This window comes from Hyphomicrobium sp. DY-1 (assembly GCF_047497105.1).
Lineage (GTDB): Bacteria > Pseudomonadota > Alphaproteobacteria > Rhizobiales > Hyphomicrobiaceae > Hyphomicrobium_B.
On sequence record NZ_CP134870.1, the window covers coordinates 2,299,431 to 2,314,689 of the forward strand.

At 61.5% G+C, this 15,259-nt stretch carries 13 protein-coding genes; 9 read left to right on the forward strand and 4 right to left on the reverse strand.

Annotation, left to right across the window (positions count from 1 at the left end; translation table 11 throughout):
* Positions 1-64: 64 nt before the first annotated feature.
* The 3 genes from RLW41_RS10935 to RLW41_RS10945 all read left to right on the forward strand — a co-directional run bounded on the left by RLW41_RS10935 (position 65) and on the right by RLW41_RS10945 (position 2,274).
* On the forward strand, positions 65-358 hold the full coding sequence (locus tag RLW41_RS10935; RefSeq protein WP_414464534.1) for a hypothetical protein: 294 nt from the start codon (positions 65-67) through the stop codon (positions 356-358).
* A gap of 148 nt (positions 359-506) precedes the next feature.
* Positions 507-677, forward strand: a complete 171-nt coding sequence (locus RLW41_RS10940; RefSeq protein WP_414464535.1) for a hypothetical protein — start codon at positions 507-509, stop codon at positions 675-677.
* A 280-nt stretch (positions 678-957) separates the two neighbouring features.
* The gene (locus tag RLW41_RS10945; protein WP_409561779.1) at positions 958-2,274 is read left to right on the forward strand and encodes an MFS transporter; all 1,317 of its coding nucleotides are present in this window, start codon (positions 958-960) and stop codon (positions 2,272-2,274) included.
* Between the two features lie 81 nt (positions 2,275-2,355).
* Here the strand turns inward: RLW41_RS10945 and RLW41_RS10950 are convergent, their stop codons facing one another.
* A complete protein-coding gene (locus RLW41_RS10950) occupies positions 2,356-3,876 on the reverse strand; it encodes an acyl--CoA ligase (protein ID WP_414464536.1) in 1,521 nt (506 codons plus the stop codon).
* Between the two features lie 43 nt (positions 3,877-3,919).
* Positions 3,920-4,924 carry a ketopantoate reductase family protein gene (locus RLW41_RS10955; protein WP_414464537.1) on the reverse strand — a complete coding sequence of 335 codons (1,005 nt, stop codon included), beginning with the start codon at positions 4,922-4,924 and terminating at the stop codon, positions 3,920-3,922.
* A gap of 160 nt (positions 4,925-5,084) precedes the next feature.
* Here RLW41_RS10955 and oxlT point away from each other — a divergent pair, with 160 nt between their 5' ends.
* Positions 5,085-6,359: an oxalate/formate MFS antiporter gene (gene oxlT / locus RLW41_RS10960; protein ID WP_414464538.1), complete on the forward strand. Its 1,275-nt coding sequence runs from the start codon at positions 5,085-5,087 to the stop codon at positions 6,357-6,359.
* Positions 6,360-6,436: 77 nt separating this feature from the next.
* Here the strand turns inward: oxlT and RLW41_RS10965 are convergent, their stop codons facing one another.
* Together RLW41_RS10965 and ubiG are read right to left on the reverse strand one after the other, a co-directional pair.
* On the reverse strand, positions 6,437-7,096 hold the full coding sequence (locus RLW41_RS10965; protein WP_013950499.1) for a rhomboid family intramembrane serine protease: 660 nt from the start codon (positions 7,094-7,096) through the stop codon (positions 6,437-6,439).
* A gap of 44 nt (positions 7,097-7,140) precedes the next feature.
* A complete protein-coding gene (ubiG, locus tag RLW41_RS10970) occupies positions 7,141-7,908 on the reverse strand; it encodes a bifunctional 2-polyprenyl-6-hydroxyphenol methylase/3-demethylubiquinol 3-O-methyltransferase UbiG (RefSeq protein ID WP_414464539.1) in 768 nt (255 codons plus the stop codon).
* Between the two features lie 200 nt (positions 7,909-8,108).
* Here ubiG and RLW41_RS10975 point away from each other — a divergent pair, with 200 nt between their 5' ends.
* The 5 genes from RLW41_RS10975 to prmC all read left to right on the forward strand — a co-directional run bounded on the left by RLW41_RS10975 (position 8,109) and on the right by prmC (position 14,959).
* A complete protein-coding gene (locus tag RLW41_RS10975) occupies positions 8,109-9,371 on the forward strand; it encodes an aspartate kinase (protein ID WP_414464540.1) in 1,263 nt (420 codons plus the stop codon).
* A gap of 89 nt (positions 9,372-9,460) precedes the next feature.
* A complete protein-coding gene (gene ptsP / locus RLW41_RS10980; RefSeq protein WP_409563326.1) occupies positions 9,461-11,752 on the forward strand; it encodes a phosphoenolpyruvate--protein phosphotransferase in 2,292 nt (763 codons plus the stop codon).
* A gap of 182 nt (positions 11,753-11,934) precedes the next feature.
* On the forward strand, positions 11,935-12,873 hold the full coding sequence (locus RLW41_RS10985; protein WP_414464541.1) for a hypothetical protein: 939 nt from the start codon (positions 11,935-11,937) through the stop codon (positions 12,871-12,873).
* Positions 12,874-12,974: 101 nt separating this feature from the next.
* Positions 12,975-14,054 carry a peptide chain release factor 1 gene (gene prfA, locus RLW41_RS10990; RefSeq protein WP_024275095.1) on the forward strand — a complete coding sequence of 360 codons (1,080 nt, stop codon included), beginning with the start codon at positions 12,975-12,977 and terminating at the stop codon, positions 14,052-14,054.
* Positions 14,051-14,959, forward strand: a complete 909-nt coding sequence (gene prmC / locus RLW41_RS10995) for a peptide chain release factor N(5)-glutamine methyltransferase (RefSeq protein ID WP_414464542.1) — start codon at positions 14,051-14,053, stop codon at positions 14,957-14,959. Before prfA ends, prmC begins: the two co-directional genes overlap by 4 nt.
* The last annotated feature ends 300 nt before the right edge of the window (positions 14,960-15,259 follow it).

Below are 15,259 nucleotides of genomic sequence, written 5' to 3' on the forward strand. Positions count from 1 at the left end.
TTGGGGTAACACGTTTATTTTTGGCGCAGGGCGAAAGGGGCCGCAAAAGGCCAAGGAGCATAAGATGCAGCGTTATCGCAAACTTCGCCGCGGTTGCCTGCTGCTGACGGTCGGCGCATCGGCAATCCCGGCGATCGGGAGCCTCGCGTTTGCCGATTCCGTTCCGGAAAGCATTCGCATTCAGGAAAAGGCCGAGAAGGCCTATGAGTCCGCCCCCGTCGTTCCGATCGAACGGGGCAACGCGCACCACCGCGATTTGAAGGATGGCGGCGAAGGCGGCGATGGTGGCGCGGGCGGATATGAGGCGCTTCCTCCGCCAGAACCGCAGGCTCCTAAGCACAACAATACGAACAAGTAGAGCGCGGGGACGCCGGGCCTCGCTTCACGGCTGCTGATGCAACATCGGGGCGGTGCGGTGTGTCCAATGCATAAAATCCCGGCCATCTGGGGAACCCTGGTTTAACGGCGCGAGGGCTATGCTCAAATCCGAAATTTTCGGAGGGGTCATGTCATTCGCAGATGCTTATAGCAAGCGCCGTCGCATCCTGATCGAGATCACACCCTCGTTAGGGGCTCGCTTGCGTCTGTGGATTCACAAGCTGCGGCATCCGCGCCATCGCTGGTTCGCGGGTCGCAGCACTGGCGCGACCAAGCCCGCATCCGGTTCGCAGTCTTGAGCGTTCAATCCTGACGGCCTCTCGGGGGTAGGGATGCGCTCGACCGGCCTCCGCTCCCCTCTAAAACACACGTTATAGCGTCCTCAGGCGCCCGAAGTGGCTTGGCAAAACCCCGAGGATCAAGGCAAAAGCTTTGAAAAGCCGTTTTCTGCGTCATTGGCACATTGGACAATTTGCCTAATGCCCTCGCGCGGGAACCCGGGACAGAAGCTACGTTGAGTGGCTCGCGAATATTTTTGCGCGCAGAGCCAGAGCATGGTTCAAGGAGCATGAGCGGCCGATGAGTGGAGCCACAGCCACGTTCGAGCGGAACACAGCATCTGCGGATGGCGGGCACGGCGATGTCAGCCCTGGCGAAATCGCCATTGGCGTCATCATTGGCCGAACTTCGGAATTTTTCGACTTTTTCGTTTATGCCATCGCATCGGTCATCGTTTTTCCGAAGCTTATCTTTCCGCATCTCGATGCCCTGACCGGAACGCTCTATTCGTTCGCGATCTTCGCGCTGGCGTTCATTGCCCGTCCGGTCGGTACGGTCATGTTCATGGCTCTCGACCGCAACTACGGGCGCGCGGTGAAGCTGACGATCACGCTGTTCCTGCTCGGAACCTGTACGGTCGCGATTGCCTTTTTGCCAGGTTACGAACAGATCGGTCTGGCGTCCGCCGTTCTGCTGGCGATCTTCCGCATCGGCCAGGGCTTGGCGCTCGGCGGCGAATGGGACGGTCTGCCGTCGCTGCTGGCGATGAACGCGCCGGAGAATCGTCGCGGCTGGTACGCCATGATCCCGCAGCTTGGCGCGCCGCTCGGCCTGATGGTCGCGGCCGCGCTGTTCGCTTACTTCGCAGCCAACCTGTCGAGCGAAGATTTCCTGGATTGGGGCTGGCGCTACCCGTTCTTCGTTGCCTTCGCGATCAACGTCGTGGCGCTGTTTGCGCGTCTGCGCATGGTCGATACACCGGAATACATCGAGCACTTCGAGCAGCAGGAGCTTGAGCCGATGCCGATCGGCGAGACGCTGCAGAAGGAAGGCCGCCATGTTATCATCGGTGCCTTTGCGCCGCTGGCGAGCTTCGCGCTGTTTCACATGGTGACGGTGTTCCCGCTGTCGTGGGTATTCCTCTTTACGACCCAGAGCCCGTCGCGCTTCCTCATCATCGAGATCATCGGCGCCATCGTCGGTCTGTTCGCGATCGTGGCGTCAGGGTTCGTTGCGGACCGGGTCGGCCGTCGCAACCTGCTCTCGGCCACGGCGGCGGTAATCGCGGTGTTCAGCGGTTTCGCTCCGCAGCTCCTCAACGGCGGTGACGTCGGCGAGATCGTGTTCATGGTGCTGGGCTTCACGCTGCTCGGTCTGTCGTTCGGACAGGCGTCGGGCGCCGTCGCCTCGAACTTCGCCAAGATCTACCGCTATACCGGCTCGGCGTTGACGACCGACTTGGCGTGGCTGGTCGGCGCTGGGTTCGCGCCGTTCGTTGCGCTTTGGCTGTCGAGCCACTTCGGCCTGATGGCGGCGGGCGGCTATCTGCTCTCCGGTGCGGTCTGCACGCTGATGGCGCTCGCGATGAGCCGCCAGCTCGAGTCGGGCGATCGCTAAGCGCCTGCCGCTTCAGCTTCGGACAATAAAAAACGCCCGGTGATGCCGGGCGTTTTTCTTTGTCTTCATCGCCCTAGCGCGTCAGGCGAGGCCAAGCTTCTGGGCCAGGCCGATACGCTGCAGCTTGCCTGTCGCGCCCTTCGGGATCTCCGGCAGCAGCAGGATCTTGCGCGGCACCTTGTAGTGGGCGAGGTGTTCGTTCGCGAAGTCGCGAAGCTCGCGCTCGGTCGCTTCCTGGCCTTCGCGCAGCACGACGGCGGCGGCGACATCTTCGCCGAGCTTGTCGTGCGGGACGGCAAACGTCACGACCTGCAAAACGGCGGGATGATCCATCAGGACTTCATCGACTTCGCGCGGGGAGACCTTCTCGCCGCCGCGATTGATGATCTCCTTCAGACGGCCGGTGATCGTGATGTAGCCGTCGGCGTCGATGGTGCCCTGGTCGCCGGTGCGGAACCAGCCGTTGGTGAAGGCTTCGCCGTTGGCCTTGGCGTTGTTTTCGTAACCGCTCGTGACGTTGTCGCCGCGAATGACGATTTCGCCGACTTCGCCGGGCTGCAAGAGATTGCCTTCGGTATCCATGATGGCGACCTCGGGTCCGGCGGCCAGGCCGACCGTGCCGGGCTTGCGGGCGGTGCCGATGGGGTTCGACGCCATCTGATGCGAGGCTTCCGTCATGCCGTAGGCTTCGACGACGGGGGCACCGAAGGTCGCTTCGAGTTCGCTCAGGACCTGCGGCGGGAGCGACGATGACGAGGAGCGGATGAAGCGCAGCTTGTGGCGCGCGATCGTCTCGGCGTTGTGGCTGGCGCGCGAGAGGATTGCCTGATGCATGGTCGGGACGCCGGTATACCAGGTCGGCGCCGCCTCTTCCATGGCGTGGAAGAACTTCAGCGCATTGAAGCCCGGCGTGCAGAAGATCGAGCCACCGCGCGACAGCGGGGCCAGCACGCCCGCAATCAGACCGTGGATGTGAAACAGCGGCATGATGTTCAAGGCGCGGTCACCGGCCGAAAGCTGCAATGCGGTGGCGATATTGCCGGCGGAGGCCGCAACGTTCTTATGGCTGAGAGGCACGATCTTCGGACGCGACGTCGTGCCCGACGTATGCAAGATCAATGCGGTGTCGTCGCTCTGCGCCGGGCCACTCTGAGCTGGTTTCTCGGCAGGCGTTTCAGCCGACAGCGTGAATGCGCCGGCGCCGCTCGCAGGATCGGGCTTCAGCGTGATGAGCATGATGCCGCGCTCTTTCGCAACGGCGACTGCGGGTGAAGTGCTGCCTTCCTCGACGATGAGCGCCTTGGTGTTGATGTCCGACATGTAGAAGTCGAACTCGTCGTGACGGTAGGAGGGATTGAGCGGCGCGGCCGTCGCGGCCGATGCCGTTGCAACGAAGGATGTCGCCATCTCGGGGCCGTTCGGCAGCACGATCGCAACGCGGTCGCCGCGGCCGATGCCAAGTGCATTCAGGCTGTCGATGGTTCGCGTCACAAGGTCGCGAAAGCCGGCGTAGGTCAGCGCTTCGATGCCGGACGCCCGGATGGCCGGCGCTCGGCCGTCTCCGGCATTCAGAAGCTCATGTAGTGTCGTGGGTATTGCCATCGTCGTTCTCATATCTCCGGTGCCTGTGCCGTCGGCGGCGTTGTCAGGCCTTTTCAACTCTCAATCGTCCGCCTTCGCGCGATAAGGTCGCGGAAAGCAATTTCACGCAGGCATAGATCGTTTCGATCTGTGGCGTCGGAACGTTTGCGACCTGACCGAGCTCGATCACCGAGCCGATCAGTGCGTCGGCTTCGATGCCGCGACCGGCTTCGATGTCCTGCAGCATCGACGTCTTGTGTGGCCCGACGGCTTCGGCGCCTGCAATGCGTTTTTCGAGCGGGATGCGGAAACGAATGCCGAGTGCTTCGCCGACGGCTTGGGCTTCCCTCATCATGCGGGCAGCGGCATCGCGGGTCGGCTGATATTTGCAGATATCTTCCAGCGTCGCATGCGTCAGTGCGCTGATTGGATTGAAGCTCAGGTTGCCCCAGAGTTTCGTCCAGATCTCGGCGCGAATGTCGGAGACGACCGGGGCTTTGAAACCGGCTTTCTGCAACGCCTCCGAAACGCGCGTGACGCGCTCGGTTTTGGAATTATCGATTTCGGCAATCGAGAACCGGTTGCCTTCGATATGCTTAATCACCCCCGGCTCTGCGATTTCGGCTGCGGGATATACCACACTGCCAAGAACACGATCAGCAGGCAGATTATCTGCGACCACGCCGCCGGGATCGACGCTTTCCAAGCGATGGTTTTCGTGCGGCCCGCTGACGCGCATGAAGTACCACCACGGAATGCCGTTCTGGGCAGTGAGCACGGCCGTGTCGCGACCATACATCGCGGGAAGATCGCGCACGACGGCTGCGACCTGATGTGCCTTCATCCCGAGGATAACAAGATCCTGTTCGGAAACGTCCGCGATCTTATCGGTCGCAGCAACGCGAGAAACGCTCTCGCTACCGTCCTCTTCGATCAGTCTGAGGCCATTGGCGCGGATCGCCGCAAGGTGCGGGCCGCGGGCGATCACCGTTACGTCTTCGCCCGATTGGGCAAGTCGCGCGGCAAGCAAGCCACCGATTCCGCCTGCGCCGACGACGCAAATTTTCATCTAACTTCGTCCCTCGATTTCTGTGTGGCGGTGCAGCAAAAAACTTTGTTGGCGCTTAGCTTTAATGCTGCACTTGTCGAACGAGATTTTTCACGTTTTATGTTTCGGCGCTTTTAGTGCGAAATGAAAAAGAATTACAAGCCCGAGGGGACTGCCAAGGATGACTATTCAAACGGAGTCGCGCGCTCCGGCTTCTGGCATTGCGACATCAACCACCGGACGGTGGATGCAGCTCGCGCTGGGGGTGCTGTGCATGACGATGATCGCCAACCTGCAATATGGTTGGACGCTCTTCGTCAATCCGCTTCACGCCAAGTTCGGTTGGGAGATGGCGGCGATCCAGTGGGCGTTCACCATCTTCATTCTGACCGAGACTTGGCTCATTCCCTTCGAAGGCTATCTTGAAGATCGCCTCGGGCCGCGGCCGCTCGTCCTGGTTGGCGGCATCATGATCGGTCTGTCGTGGCTTTTGAACTCGCAGGCGGACTCACTGGCGATGCTCTATGTCGCGCAGGCCATCGGGGGTATCGGCGCAGGCTGTGTTTACGGTACGTGCGTCGGCAATGCGCTCAAGTGGTTTCCGGATCGTCGCGGCTTGGCGGCCGGTGTGACGGCAGCCGGCTTCGGCATGGGCTCGGCTCTGACGATTATTCCAATCTCGATCGTGATCGCATCGCAGGGATACGAAGCGGCGTTTCTTTATTTCGGGCTGCTGCAGGGCATCGTCATCATTCTCGTGTCGTTCCTATTGCGGTCGCCGTCAAAAGACCAGTTCGGTGCGCGCGTCGAACTGCTTTCGGCCAAGCGGTCGTTCGCGCCGACTGAGATGCTGAAGACGCCGGTCTTCTGGATCATGTATTTGATGTTCGTGATGATGGCGGCGGGCGGCCTGATGGCGACGGCGCAGCTTGCGCCTATCGCGAAGGACTTCAAGGTTGCAGATGTTCCGGTGTCCCTCGTCGGCATTACGCTTCCCGCGCTCACGTTCGCGCTGTCGCTCGACCGCGTTCTCAACGGCGTCACGCGTCCGTTCTTCGGCTGGGTGTCGGACAAGATCGGCCGCGAAACGACAATGTTCATCGCGTTCGGCATTGAGGGCGTCGGCCTGCTTGCGCTGGCGCGCATGGGACACGATCCGATCCTGTTCGTGGTGCTGACAGGGCTGGTGTTCTTTGCGTGGGGTGAGATCTACAGCCTTTTCCCGGCAACGTGTGGCGATACCTTCGGCTCGAAGTTCGCAACGACGAATGCGGGCCTGCTCTACACTGCGAAGGGCACCGCGTCGCTGCTCGTGCCGTTTTCCAGTCTGCTGACGCAGGCGACGGGCAATTGGCATGCCGTGTTCTATACGGCGGCTGGCATGAACATTCTCGCGGCAATTCTCGCGCTCGCCGTTCTACGCCCGATGCGTCAGCGGATGGCGCGGAGCATCTAACAGCTCGCTTTTGGGTACAGTTTTTAGGAGGGTCGGAACTCTGTTCCGGCCCTTTTTTGCTTTTTTAGGGGTGGTGCTCAGGCGGTTCTCGGCGGGCCGCCGCGGCCCCTGAAGAGCAGCGCAATCGCGAGACCGGCAACGAAGCCGCCGACATGCGCCATGTAAGCGACGCCGCCAGCGTCGGCGGTTTCGTCGGTATGGGCAATGGAGCCGACGCCGCTGAAGAGCTGAAGCACGAACCAGAAGCCGATCACGATCAGCGCCGGCATCGACATGACGGCCCGCGCGACAAGCACATCGACGCGAGCCTGCGGGAATAGAAGCAGGTAAGCGCCAAGCACACCGGCTATTGCGCCTGAAGCGCCGACGTTGGGAATGTTCGAGTGCGGATTGAAATAGAATTGAGCGAATGTCGCTGCGATACCGGCGATCAGGTAGAACGCCAGATACTTTACATGTCCGAAGTTTTCTTCGACGTTGTCGCCGAAGATGTAGAGATAGAGCATGTTGCCGAACAGGTGCATCCAGCCGCCGTGCATGAACATGGCGGTGAAGATGGTCGGCCAGTTCGACGCGGGATCTTCGGCGAAGCGGCTCGGGATGAACGACCAGCGCTGAATGAACTCGTTGCCGCCGTTCAGCTCGATCAGGAAGAAAAGCACGTTGACGACGATAAGCGCCGTCGTAACGATGGGCGAAATGCGGACCTGCGAGTCATCGTCCCCGATTGGAAACATCGCACCTTCCCCCTCTCAATGCGCCGCCGAGCGGGCGAACGCCGTCACGATGGTTTCGGTTTCCGTGCCGACATCAGATAGTTCACGTCCGTGTCCGGATTGCGCGACCAAGAATCCTGCAGAGGATTATAGGTGATGCCTTCGAACCGGACGTCGTCGAGCCCCGCGGCTTTGACGTAACAAGCCAGCTCATCCGGGGTGATAAAGCGGTCCCACTGGTGGGTTCCGCGCGGTAGCCAGCCGAGCACATACTCGGCGCCGACGATGGCGAGCGCCCAGGCCTTGAACGTGCGGTTCAGCGTCGAGAACACGCCGAGGCCGCCGGGTGCGACGAGGCTCACGCATTCGCCGATGAATTTCGCCGGGTCTGGCACGTGCTCTACAACTTCGAGGCAGGCGACGATGTCGAACGTGCGGCCTTCGGCGACGAGGTCTTCGACGCGCACGGCACGATAGTCGATGGCGATGCCCTGACCTTCGGCGTGCGATTTCGCGATGGCGATGTTCTTTTCCGATGGGTCGATGGCAGTGACGGTTGCGCCCATGCGTGCCAAAGGTTCCGCGACGAGGCCACCGCCGCAGCCGATATCGACTGCCGTCAAGCCGGTGAGGGGCCGGAGCGCCTTGGGATCGCGGCCGAAGCGTTCGACGGCGCTATCGCGGATGAACGACAGCCGCGGCGGCCCGATCTGGTGTAAGGGGCGGAATTTGCCACGTGGGTCCCACCATTCGGTGGCCATGCGGGAAAAGCGCTCGACCTCTTCGGTATCGAGGGTGCGTTTACCGGCGTCGGATTGCTGCGTTGCGGTCATTGTCGTCTCCGTCTTCCGCCATACACGTCAACCCGGCGGTCATCTTGTCAAGCTATTGTCCCGGATGGGTCAATTTTCGGTTGTTGCCGGGGGGCTCGCGAGCCGCTAATAAGCGCCGGACTCAATCCAAATCTTAATGCTCGTCAGACCCATGCCAGGGGCCGTGCGGGCATGCACAGGCCAAGGGAAGCGCTTCGAGAATGGCGACCGTAGTCATGAAATTTGGCGGCACGTCGGTCGCCAACATCGAGCGCATCCAGAACGTCGCACGTCACGTGAAGCGCGAGGTCGACGCCGGCAACAAGGTCGCAGTCGTCGTCTCAGCCATGGCTGGGGTGACGAACCAGCTCGTTGCCTGGGTCAAGGAAGCCTCTCCGCTTTATGATGCGCGGGAATACGATGCCGTCGTCGCCACCGGCGAGCAGGTGACGGCGGGGCTTCTCGCCATCACGTTGCAGGCGATGGGCCTGCGCGCGCGGTCGTGGACCGGCTGGCAGGTTCCGGTGAAGACCGATACGGCGCATGGTGCGGCGCGAATTCTCGATATCCCAGGCGCCGAGATCAAATCGCGGATCGAAGGCGGCGAAATTGCCGTCGTCACCGGCTTTCAGGGCATTGAGCCCACCGAGAACAGGATCGCAACGCTCGGCCGGGGCGGTTCTGACACGAGCGCGGTTGCGATCGCCGTCGCGCTCGAAGCCGACGTTTGCGATATCTACACCGACGTTGACGGCGTTTACACAACGGACCCGCGCATCGTTTCCAAAGCGAAACGGCTTGCGAAAATTTCCTACGAAGAGATGCTCGAAATGGCGTCCCTCGGCTCGAAGGTCCTGCAGACGCGGTCTGTCGAGCTGGCAATGGTCTACAAGGTCAAGACTCGGGTACTGTCGAGCTTCGTAGCGCCGGACGCCATGCAACCCTTCAGAGCCGATAATATCGAGAATATCGGCACCATCGTATGCGACGAGGATGAGATCGTGGAACAGCAGGTCGTAAGCGGCATCGCCTATGCGAAAGACGAAGCGAAAGTTACGCTTCTGAATGTCGACGACAAACCGGGCATCGCCGCGCGCATCTTTGGGCCGCTCGCAGATGCGAATATCAACGTCGATATGATCGTGCAGAACATCACGCCGGACGGCAAGCATACGGATATGACGTTTACCGTGCAGGCGGCCGAGCTGCCGCGCACGCTTGAAGTCTTGAAACAGGCGAAGACCGACATCGGCCACGTCGACGTCAAAAGCTCGGCAGACGTCGTGAAGATTTCGGTCATCGGCGTCGGCATGCGCAGCCACGCGGGTGTTGCAGCGCAGATGTTCAAGACACTCTCGGAAAAGGGCATCAACATTCACGCGATCTCGACGTCCGAGATCAAGGTCAGCGTTCTGATCGATGCAGCCTACGCCGAACTCGCGGTTCGTGCGTTGCACTCGGCCTACGGGCTCGACAACGACTAGAGGCCGGGCGCTCTTACCAGCCCCGTCTCTTTGTGACTAAGGTGCATTTGCCGGAGAGTTTTGCCGGCGAGACGAATGGGCAAGGCAAGATGGTGCGGCGCGACGATCCGAGACCTTTACCAAGCGAGACCTCGCTTCGGGTCATCATGCGCCATCTGCGCGAGATCATGGCCGATGGCGGCGAGGGCCAGGAAAAGCTCGATCGTATCGTGCGGCAGATTTCCGGCGTCATGGTTGCCGAGGTTTGCTCGATCTATCTGAAGCGGCAAGACGGCTCACTCGAACTTTTCGCGACCGAAGGCCTCAATCCGAGTGCGGTGCATACGACGCGATTGAAGCGCGGCGAGGGGCTTGTGGGACGCGCGGCCGAGCTTGGCGTGACCGTCAACGAACCGGAAGCGTCGAGCCATCCGGCGTTCTCTTACCGGCCAGAAACCGGCGAAGAGATCTACCATTCCCTGCTCGCCGTGCCGATCGCGCGGTCGGGGCAGGTGCTTGGCGTGCTCGTCATCCAGAACCGGACGCCGCGTGAATATTCCGACGAAGATGTTGAGGTGATGCAGGCGACCGCGATGGTGATCGCGGAAAATCTCGTCTCGGGCGCCGTGGCGGGGACGGTCGCAGCCATCGAAGCCTCGCGCTCGCAATCGCTCGTCATCGAAGGCGAACCCATCTCGGACGGTATCGCGCTCGGTCATGTTGTGCTGCACGAGCCCCGCATCGTCGTGACGCAGTTGATGGCGGAGAATCCGGCGCTCGAATTGGAGCGGCTCTCGCTCGCACTCGAGAAGCTGCAGTTGAACATCGACGAGATGTTTGATCACGAGCATTTGTCGAACATCGGCGAACATCGCGATGTGCTCGAAGCCTATCGCATGTTCGCGCATGACAAGGGCTGGCACCGGCGACTGCGCGAAGCCGTCGAAGGCGGGCTGACGGCTGAGGCGGCCGTCGAACGCGTTCAGAATGCGATGCGCACGCGCATGCTGCGCCAGCACGATACTTATTGGCGGGAACGACAGCGCGATCTCGACGATCTTTCCGACCGGCTGCTGCGCGTGCTCGCGGGGCGGCTCAAGAGTTCGGAAGATGACGGCGGCCTGCCGCCCGATACGATCCTTGTTGCGCGAACTATGGGACCGGCAGAACTGCTCGATTACGACCGCAGCAGGCTCAGAGGGCTCGTCGTCGAAGACGGGTCGAGCCAAAGCCATGTGGCGGTTGTCGCGAAGGCGCTTGGCATTGCCGCAATCGGGCAGGCGGCGGGAATCGTCGATCGCGTGTCGGCGGGCGATGCGGCGATCGTCGATGCAGTGGCGGGTGAAGTGCATCTGCGGCCGACGGCCGAAGTGATCTCGGCCTATTCCGACAAAGTTCGGTTTCGGGCGCGCCGGCAGAAGCGCTATCAGTCGCTGCGCGATCGCCCCGCGATTACCAAAGACGGCGTGCCGATTGCGCTGATGATGAATGCGGGTCTGCTCGTCGACCTGCCGCATCTGGACGAAGCCGGTGCGGACGGCATCGGGCTCTATCGCACCGAATTGCAGTTCATGCTGTCGGAGTCGTTTCCGCGCCTCGACCGGCAGACGCAGCTCTACAAGTCGGTGATGGACGAAGCCCGCGGCAAGCCCGTGGTCTTTCGCACGCTCGATATCGGCGGGGACAAGGTGCTTCCCTACCTTCGTCAGCCGAAGGAAGAAAATCCGTCGATGGGATGGCGGGCGATCCGCATGGCGCTCGACCGGCCGGAATTGTTCCGGCTGCAGGTCCGGGCCTTGCTCAAGGCTGCGGCGGGACGTGAGCTGCGGGTGATGATCCCGATGGTTTCGGCGACGTATGAGCTGGGGGCTATCCGTGCGCTGATCGAGCGTGAGAAAGCATTTCTGACGGAGCACGGCCATCCCCTGCCGCAGATCATTCTCGTCGGGGCGATGTTCGAAGTGCCTGCACTTCTGTTCGAACTCGATGCGTTTCTGTCGCGGGTCGATTTCGTGTCGGTCGGCTCGAACGATCTGATGCAGTTCCTGTTTGCCGCAGACCGCACCAATGCGCGGGTGGCGAGCCGCTTCGATGTGCTGGCGCCAGCACCGCTCCGCGCGCTGAAGTCGCTCATGACGGCTGCCAGCACACACAACGTGCCGGTGACGCTATGCGGCGAGATGGCAGGAAGCCCGCTCGAAGCCCTGACGCTGATCGGTCTCGGTTTCCGGTCGCTGTCGATGGCGCCGGCCTCCATCGGCCCGATCAAGTCGATGATACTGTCGCTCGACGCAGCGAAGGTGACCGCTTTCCTCGACGATCTTTTGAAAGAGGGTGCGAAGGACGTGCGCATGTCCTTGCAGCAGTTCGCAGAAACGGAACACGTCGCGCTCGACGGTTAACAGCTCCTCCCCAACGACGCACGGAGGCTTTGACAAATAAGGATTTTTAGCCGACAATATCCTTAACATCGGGGACCGGCGCGTTTTGCCGGGTAGAGGGTATGCGTCGAAGCGTTGGGCGGAACGTTTCGGTTGGAAGTCATGAGTACGAGCGGCAGGGGCATAGCCGTTTCGAAGCACCAGTGCCAACGGCGTCGGTGCAGGCTCAGGCGGAAAGCCGAGCGCTAATTGCGCGATTTTTTATCGATTTGCGGCAGGCGCTGCGGCTGACGGTGCCGCAGGCAGCTCATTATCTCGCGGTTCGACCGGAAGTTGTCGAAGCGCTGGAGACGGGGCAGGTTGAGTATCTGCCGCAGTGGCAGGAAACGTCGGCCATCATCATGACTTATACGTCGATGGCGGGCGTCAACGGACGGCCGGTTCTGAATGCCATCGGGACACTGTTCACGCAGCTTTCCGTCCGCGCGGCGCCGACTGCAAATCAGCTTCCCGCGCCCACGCCAGACGGGCATTTCCGCGAGCCGACGTCTCATTTTCAGCAGCAGCCGTTTTTCCAACAGCCGGCGGCTCAGCCGCAGGCATATGCGGCTCCTCAGCAGCCGTACGATGACAGTCGGCACGAGCCGTACGAACCGCCACATGGGTATTCGCCGCTACAGGGGTCAATGCCGCAGCAAAGCTCGATCCCTCAGCAGGGTTCGATGCCCCAGAACCATGGTGGCTTCCCACCTCGGCCAAGGCCGCAGCAGCCGGTGCACATTTCCGATCGGGAGCCGGATATCGCCCGGTCAGGGCTCGCGGTTTCGAGCCGGAACCTGTTACGGGCGGGATCTGTCATTGCGAGCGGGGCACGGCGTCTGCCGCAGGAGGCGCTGTACCGGGTCCGGGAGCGTCCCCAGCGGGCCGTTTACGCCCTTTCGCTGCCACTCGGCCTACTGCTGCTCATGATGCATTCGTCGATATTTGCGACGATTTCGGCGCCGTTTTCCGTGGCCGTGCAGTGGGTCAGCGGCTACATGCAGCAGCACTACGGGCCGATCCGGGACGGCATGCGCTATATTGAAGTTGACGATCCGGAAACGCGCCGGGCGGATAAATTGCAGATCGGCAGCGGTTCGTAGTAGATACCCGTGCCTGAGGCGTGGCGATGGGCTCAATCGCCGTCGCCACCTCTTTCGGCCGCTTTATTCGCGGCTCGCTATTCATAAAAACATCGGACTCAATGTCAGCTCTGCCGCGCGATAAACTCGACCGCCTATCCGAACGCTATATGGCCATCCAGGATCTGATGAACCACGGCGTCCCGCAGGCGGAATTCGTGAAGCTCTCGAAAGAGTTTTCCGAACTCGGCCCGGTCGTCGCGCAGATCGATGCGTTGCGTAAAGCCGAGGCCGAGAGCGCCGATCTCGAACAGATGATCAACGATCCGTCGGCCGACAAGGAAATGGTCGATCTCGCCTATGCGGAGCGGGCGTCGCTTGCCGAGCGGATCACGGAGCTCGAGCAACAGCTGCGCATCGCGTTGCTGCCGAAGGACGCGGCCGACGAAAAGAGCGCCATCCTGGAAGTCCGCGCCGGAACGGGTGGTGATGAAGCGGCGCTGTTCGCGGCCGATCTTTTCCGCATGTACACGCGCTATGCCGATCTGCACGGCTGGAAGACCGAGATCATCTCGGCGTCCGAAAACGATCTTGGCGGCTACAAGGAAATCATCGCGTCGATCACGGGCTCGGGCGTTTTCGCGCGCTTGAAGTTCGAGTCCGGCGTGCATCGCGTGCAGCGCGTTCCGGCGACGGAAGCCAGCGGTCGTATCCACACATCGGCTGCTACGGTGGCGGTGCTTCCGGAGGCCGAGGAACTCGACGTCGACATCCGACCCGAAGACATCCGCATCGATACGATGCGTGCTGGCGGCGCCGGTGGCCAGCACGTCAACAAAACGGACAGCGCCGTGCGCATGACGCATATTCCGACCGGAATCGTCGTTGTTTCCGCAGAAAAATCGCAGCATCAAAACCGGCGTCTTGCGATGGCGGTTCTGAAATCGCGCATCTACGAGATGGAGCGCGAGCGCGCGGCGACCGAACGCTCGGATGCGCGTAAATCGCAGGTCGGATCGGGCGATCGCTCACAGCGCATCCGGACCTACAACTTTCCGCAGGGGCGGGTTACCGACCATCGCATCAACCTTACGCTCTACAATCTCGATGAAGTGATGACGGGCAACGGGCTCGACGAGCTGATCGATGCGTTGATAACCGATCATCAGGCGACGATGCTCGCCGAATTGAGCGCAGCATGACGATGCCGGCTGCGCGCACCGATAACGGGGCGGCGTCCGGCTTCCGGCCCGAGATGAGCCTCGCCGAGGCGTTGAGCTTCCTAACGCGAACGCTGATCGAGGCCGGGCTCGATACGCCGCAGCGGGATGCGCGCTTTCTGATGCAAGGGCTGCTCGGGCTCGATGGCGCTCAATTGCTGTCGGGATCGGGGCGCCCGCTTGGGGACGCCGCTAGCCTCCTCAGCGATGCAGCAGCCCGGCGGGCAGCGCATGAACCGGTCTCGCGCATTCTCGGACGCCGGGCTTTTTACGGGCGGGATTTCATCGTGACGCCGGACGTTCTCGATCCGCGACCCGATACCGAAGTCGTCGTCGAGCTGGCGCTCGATCTGATCAAGGGCCGTGGGTTGGCGGAAGCGCCGCTGTCGATCGCAGACATCGGGACGGGCTCCGGCATTTTGATCGTCACGCTGCTGACCGAGCTGGCGAATGCGCGCGGGCTGGCAACGGATATCAGCCCCGCCGCTCTGGCGGTCGCCCGCCGGAATGCGGAAGCCCTCGGCGTTGCGGATCGAATTCAGTTTGTTGCGACAACTGGTCTCGACGGTTGTTCGGGGCCGTTCGACCTTGTGATTTCGAATCCGCCCTATATATCCACAGAAGAGATCGCTGGTCTCGAGCCGGATGTGAAGGACTTCGATCCCGTCCTGGCTCTCGATGGCGGCGACGACGGGCTTCGCGTTTACCGTGATATCGCCCGGAATATCATGGAATTGCAGGCGTCTTGCCTGATGGTTCTGGAAATCGGCGCGACACAGGCCGAAGCGGTTGAAGACATTTTCTCAAAATCCGGGGCGCAACCCATTGGGCGACGTCAGGATTTGGGTGGCCATACGCGCGCTGTTGCGCTGGAGATACATCTCTAACCCAAGCGATCATTTCTATTTGCGGAATTACGTTTCCGGGGTAATATCCGGGCCGAAGAGTTTGATCGGATGTGCCTGGCCAATATACCGCTAGAGCGGTTACCGAGCCGGCCTTCCCATCTCAGATCATCAGCACAAACTTTCGCGGACCCCTCTGTCCGTTGATTGGCGAGTGTCGGGCTTATCCTTCTCGGCATATGTGCTGGGCAAGCTCCTTTGAGGCGGCTCTAGTATCTTTGCTGGCGTGATGATTGGGATGACTGCGATTTTGCCCGAGGCCGTGGGGGCGAGAGCTTGGGC

Coding starts and splice junctions, on each gene's coding strand:
- RLW41_RS10935 (WP_414464534.1), top strand. CDS start 65: ATGCAGCGTTATCGCAAACTTCGCCGCGGTTGCCTGCTGCTGACGGTC.
- RLW41_RS10940 (WP_414464535.1), top strand. CDS start 507: ATGTCATTCGCAGATGCTTATAGCAAGCGCCGTCGCATCCTGATCGAG.
- RLW41_RS10945 (WP_409561779.1), top strand. CDS start 958: ATGAGTGGAGCCACAGCCACGTTCGAGCGGAACACAGCATCTGCGGAT.
- RLW41_RS10950 (WP_414464536.1), bottom strand. CDS start 3,876: ATGGCAATACCCACGACACTACATGAGCTTCTGAATGCCGGAGACGGC.
- RLW41_RS10955 (WP_414464537.1), bottom strand. CDS start 4,924: ATGAAAATTTGCGTCGTCGGCGCAGGCGGAATCGGTGGCTTGCTTGCC.
- oxlT (WP_414464538.1), top strand. CDS start 5,085: ATGACTATTCAAACGGAGTCGCGCGCTCCGGCTTCTGGCATTGCGACA.
- RLW41_RS10965 (WP_013950499.1), bottom strand. CDS start 7,096: ATGTTTCCAATCGGGGACGATGACTCGCAGGTCCGCATTTCGCCCATC.
- ubiG (WP_414464539.1), bottom strand. CDS start 7,908: ATGACCGCAACGCAGCAATCCGACGCCGGTAAACGCACCCTCGATACC.
- RLW41_RS10975 (WP_414464540.1), top strand. CDS start 8,109: ATGGCGACCGTAGTCATGAAATTTGGCGGCACGTCGGTCGCCAACATC.
- ptsP (WP_409563326.1), top strand. CDS start 9,461: ATGGTGCGGCGCGACGATCCGAGACCTTTACCAAGCGAGACCTCGCTT.
- prfA (WP_024275095.1), top strand. CDS start 12,975: ATGTCAGCTCTGCCGCGCGATAAACTCGACCGCCTATCCGAACGCTAT.
- prmC (WP_414464542.1), top strand. CDS start 14,051: ATGACGATGCCGGCTGCGCGCACCGATAACGGGGCGGCGTCCGGCTTC.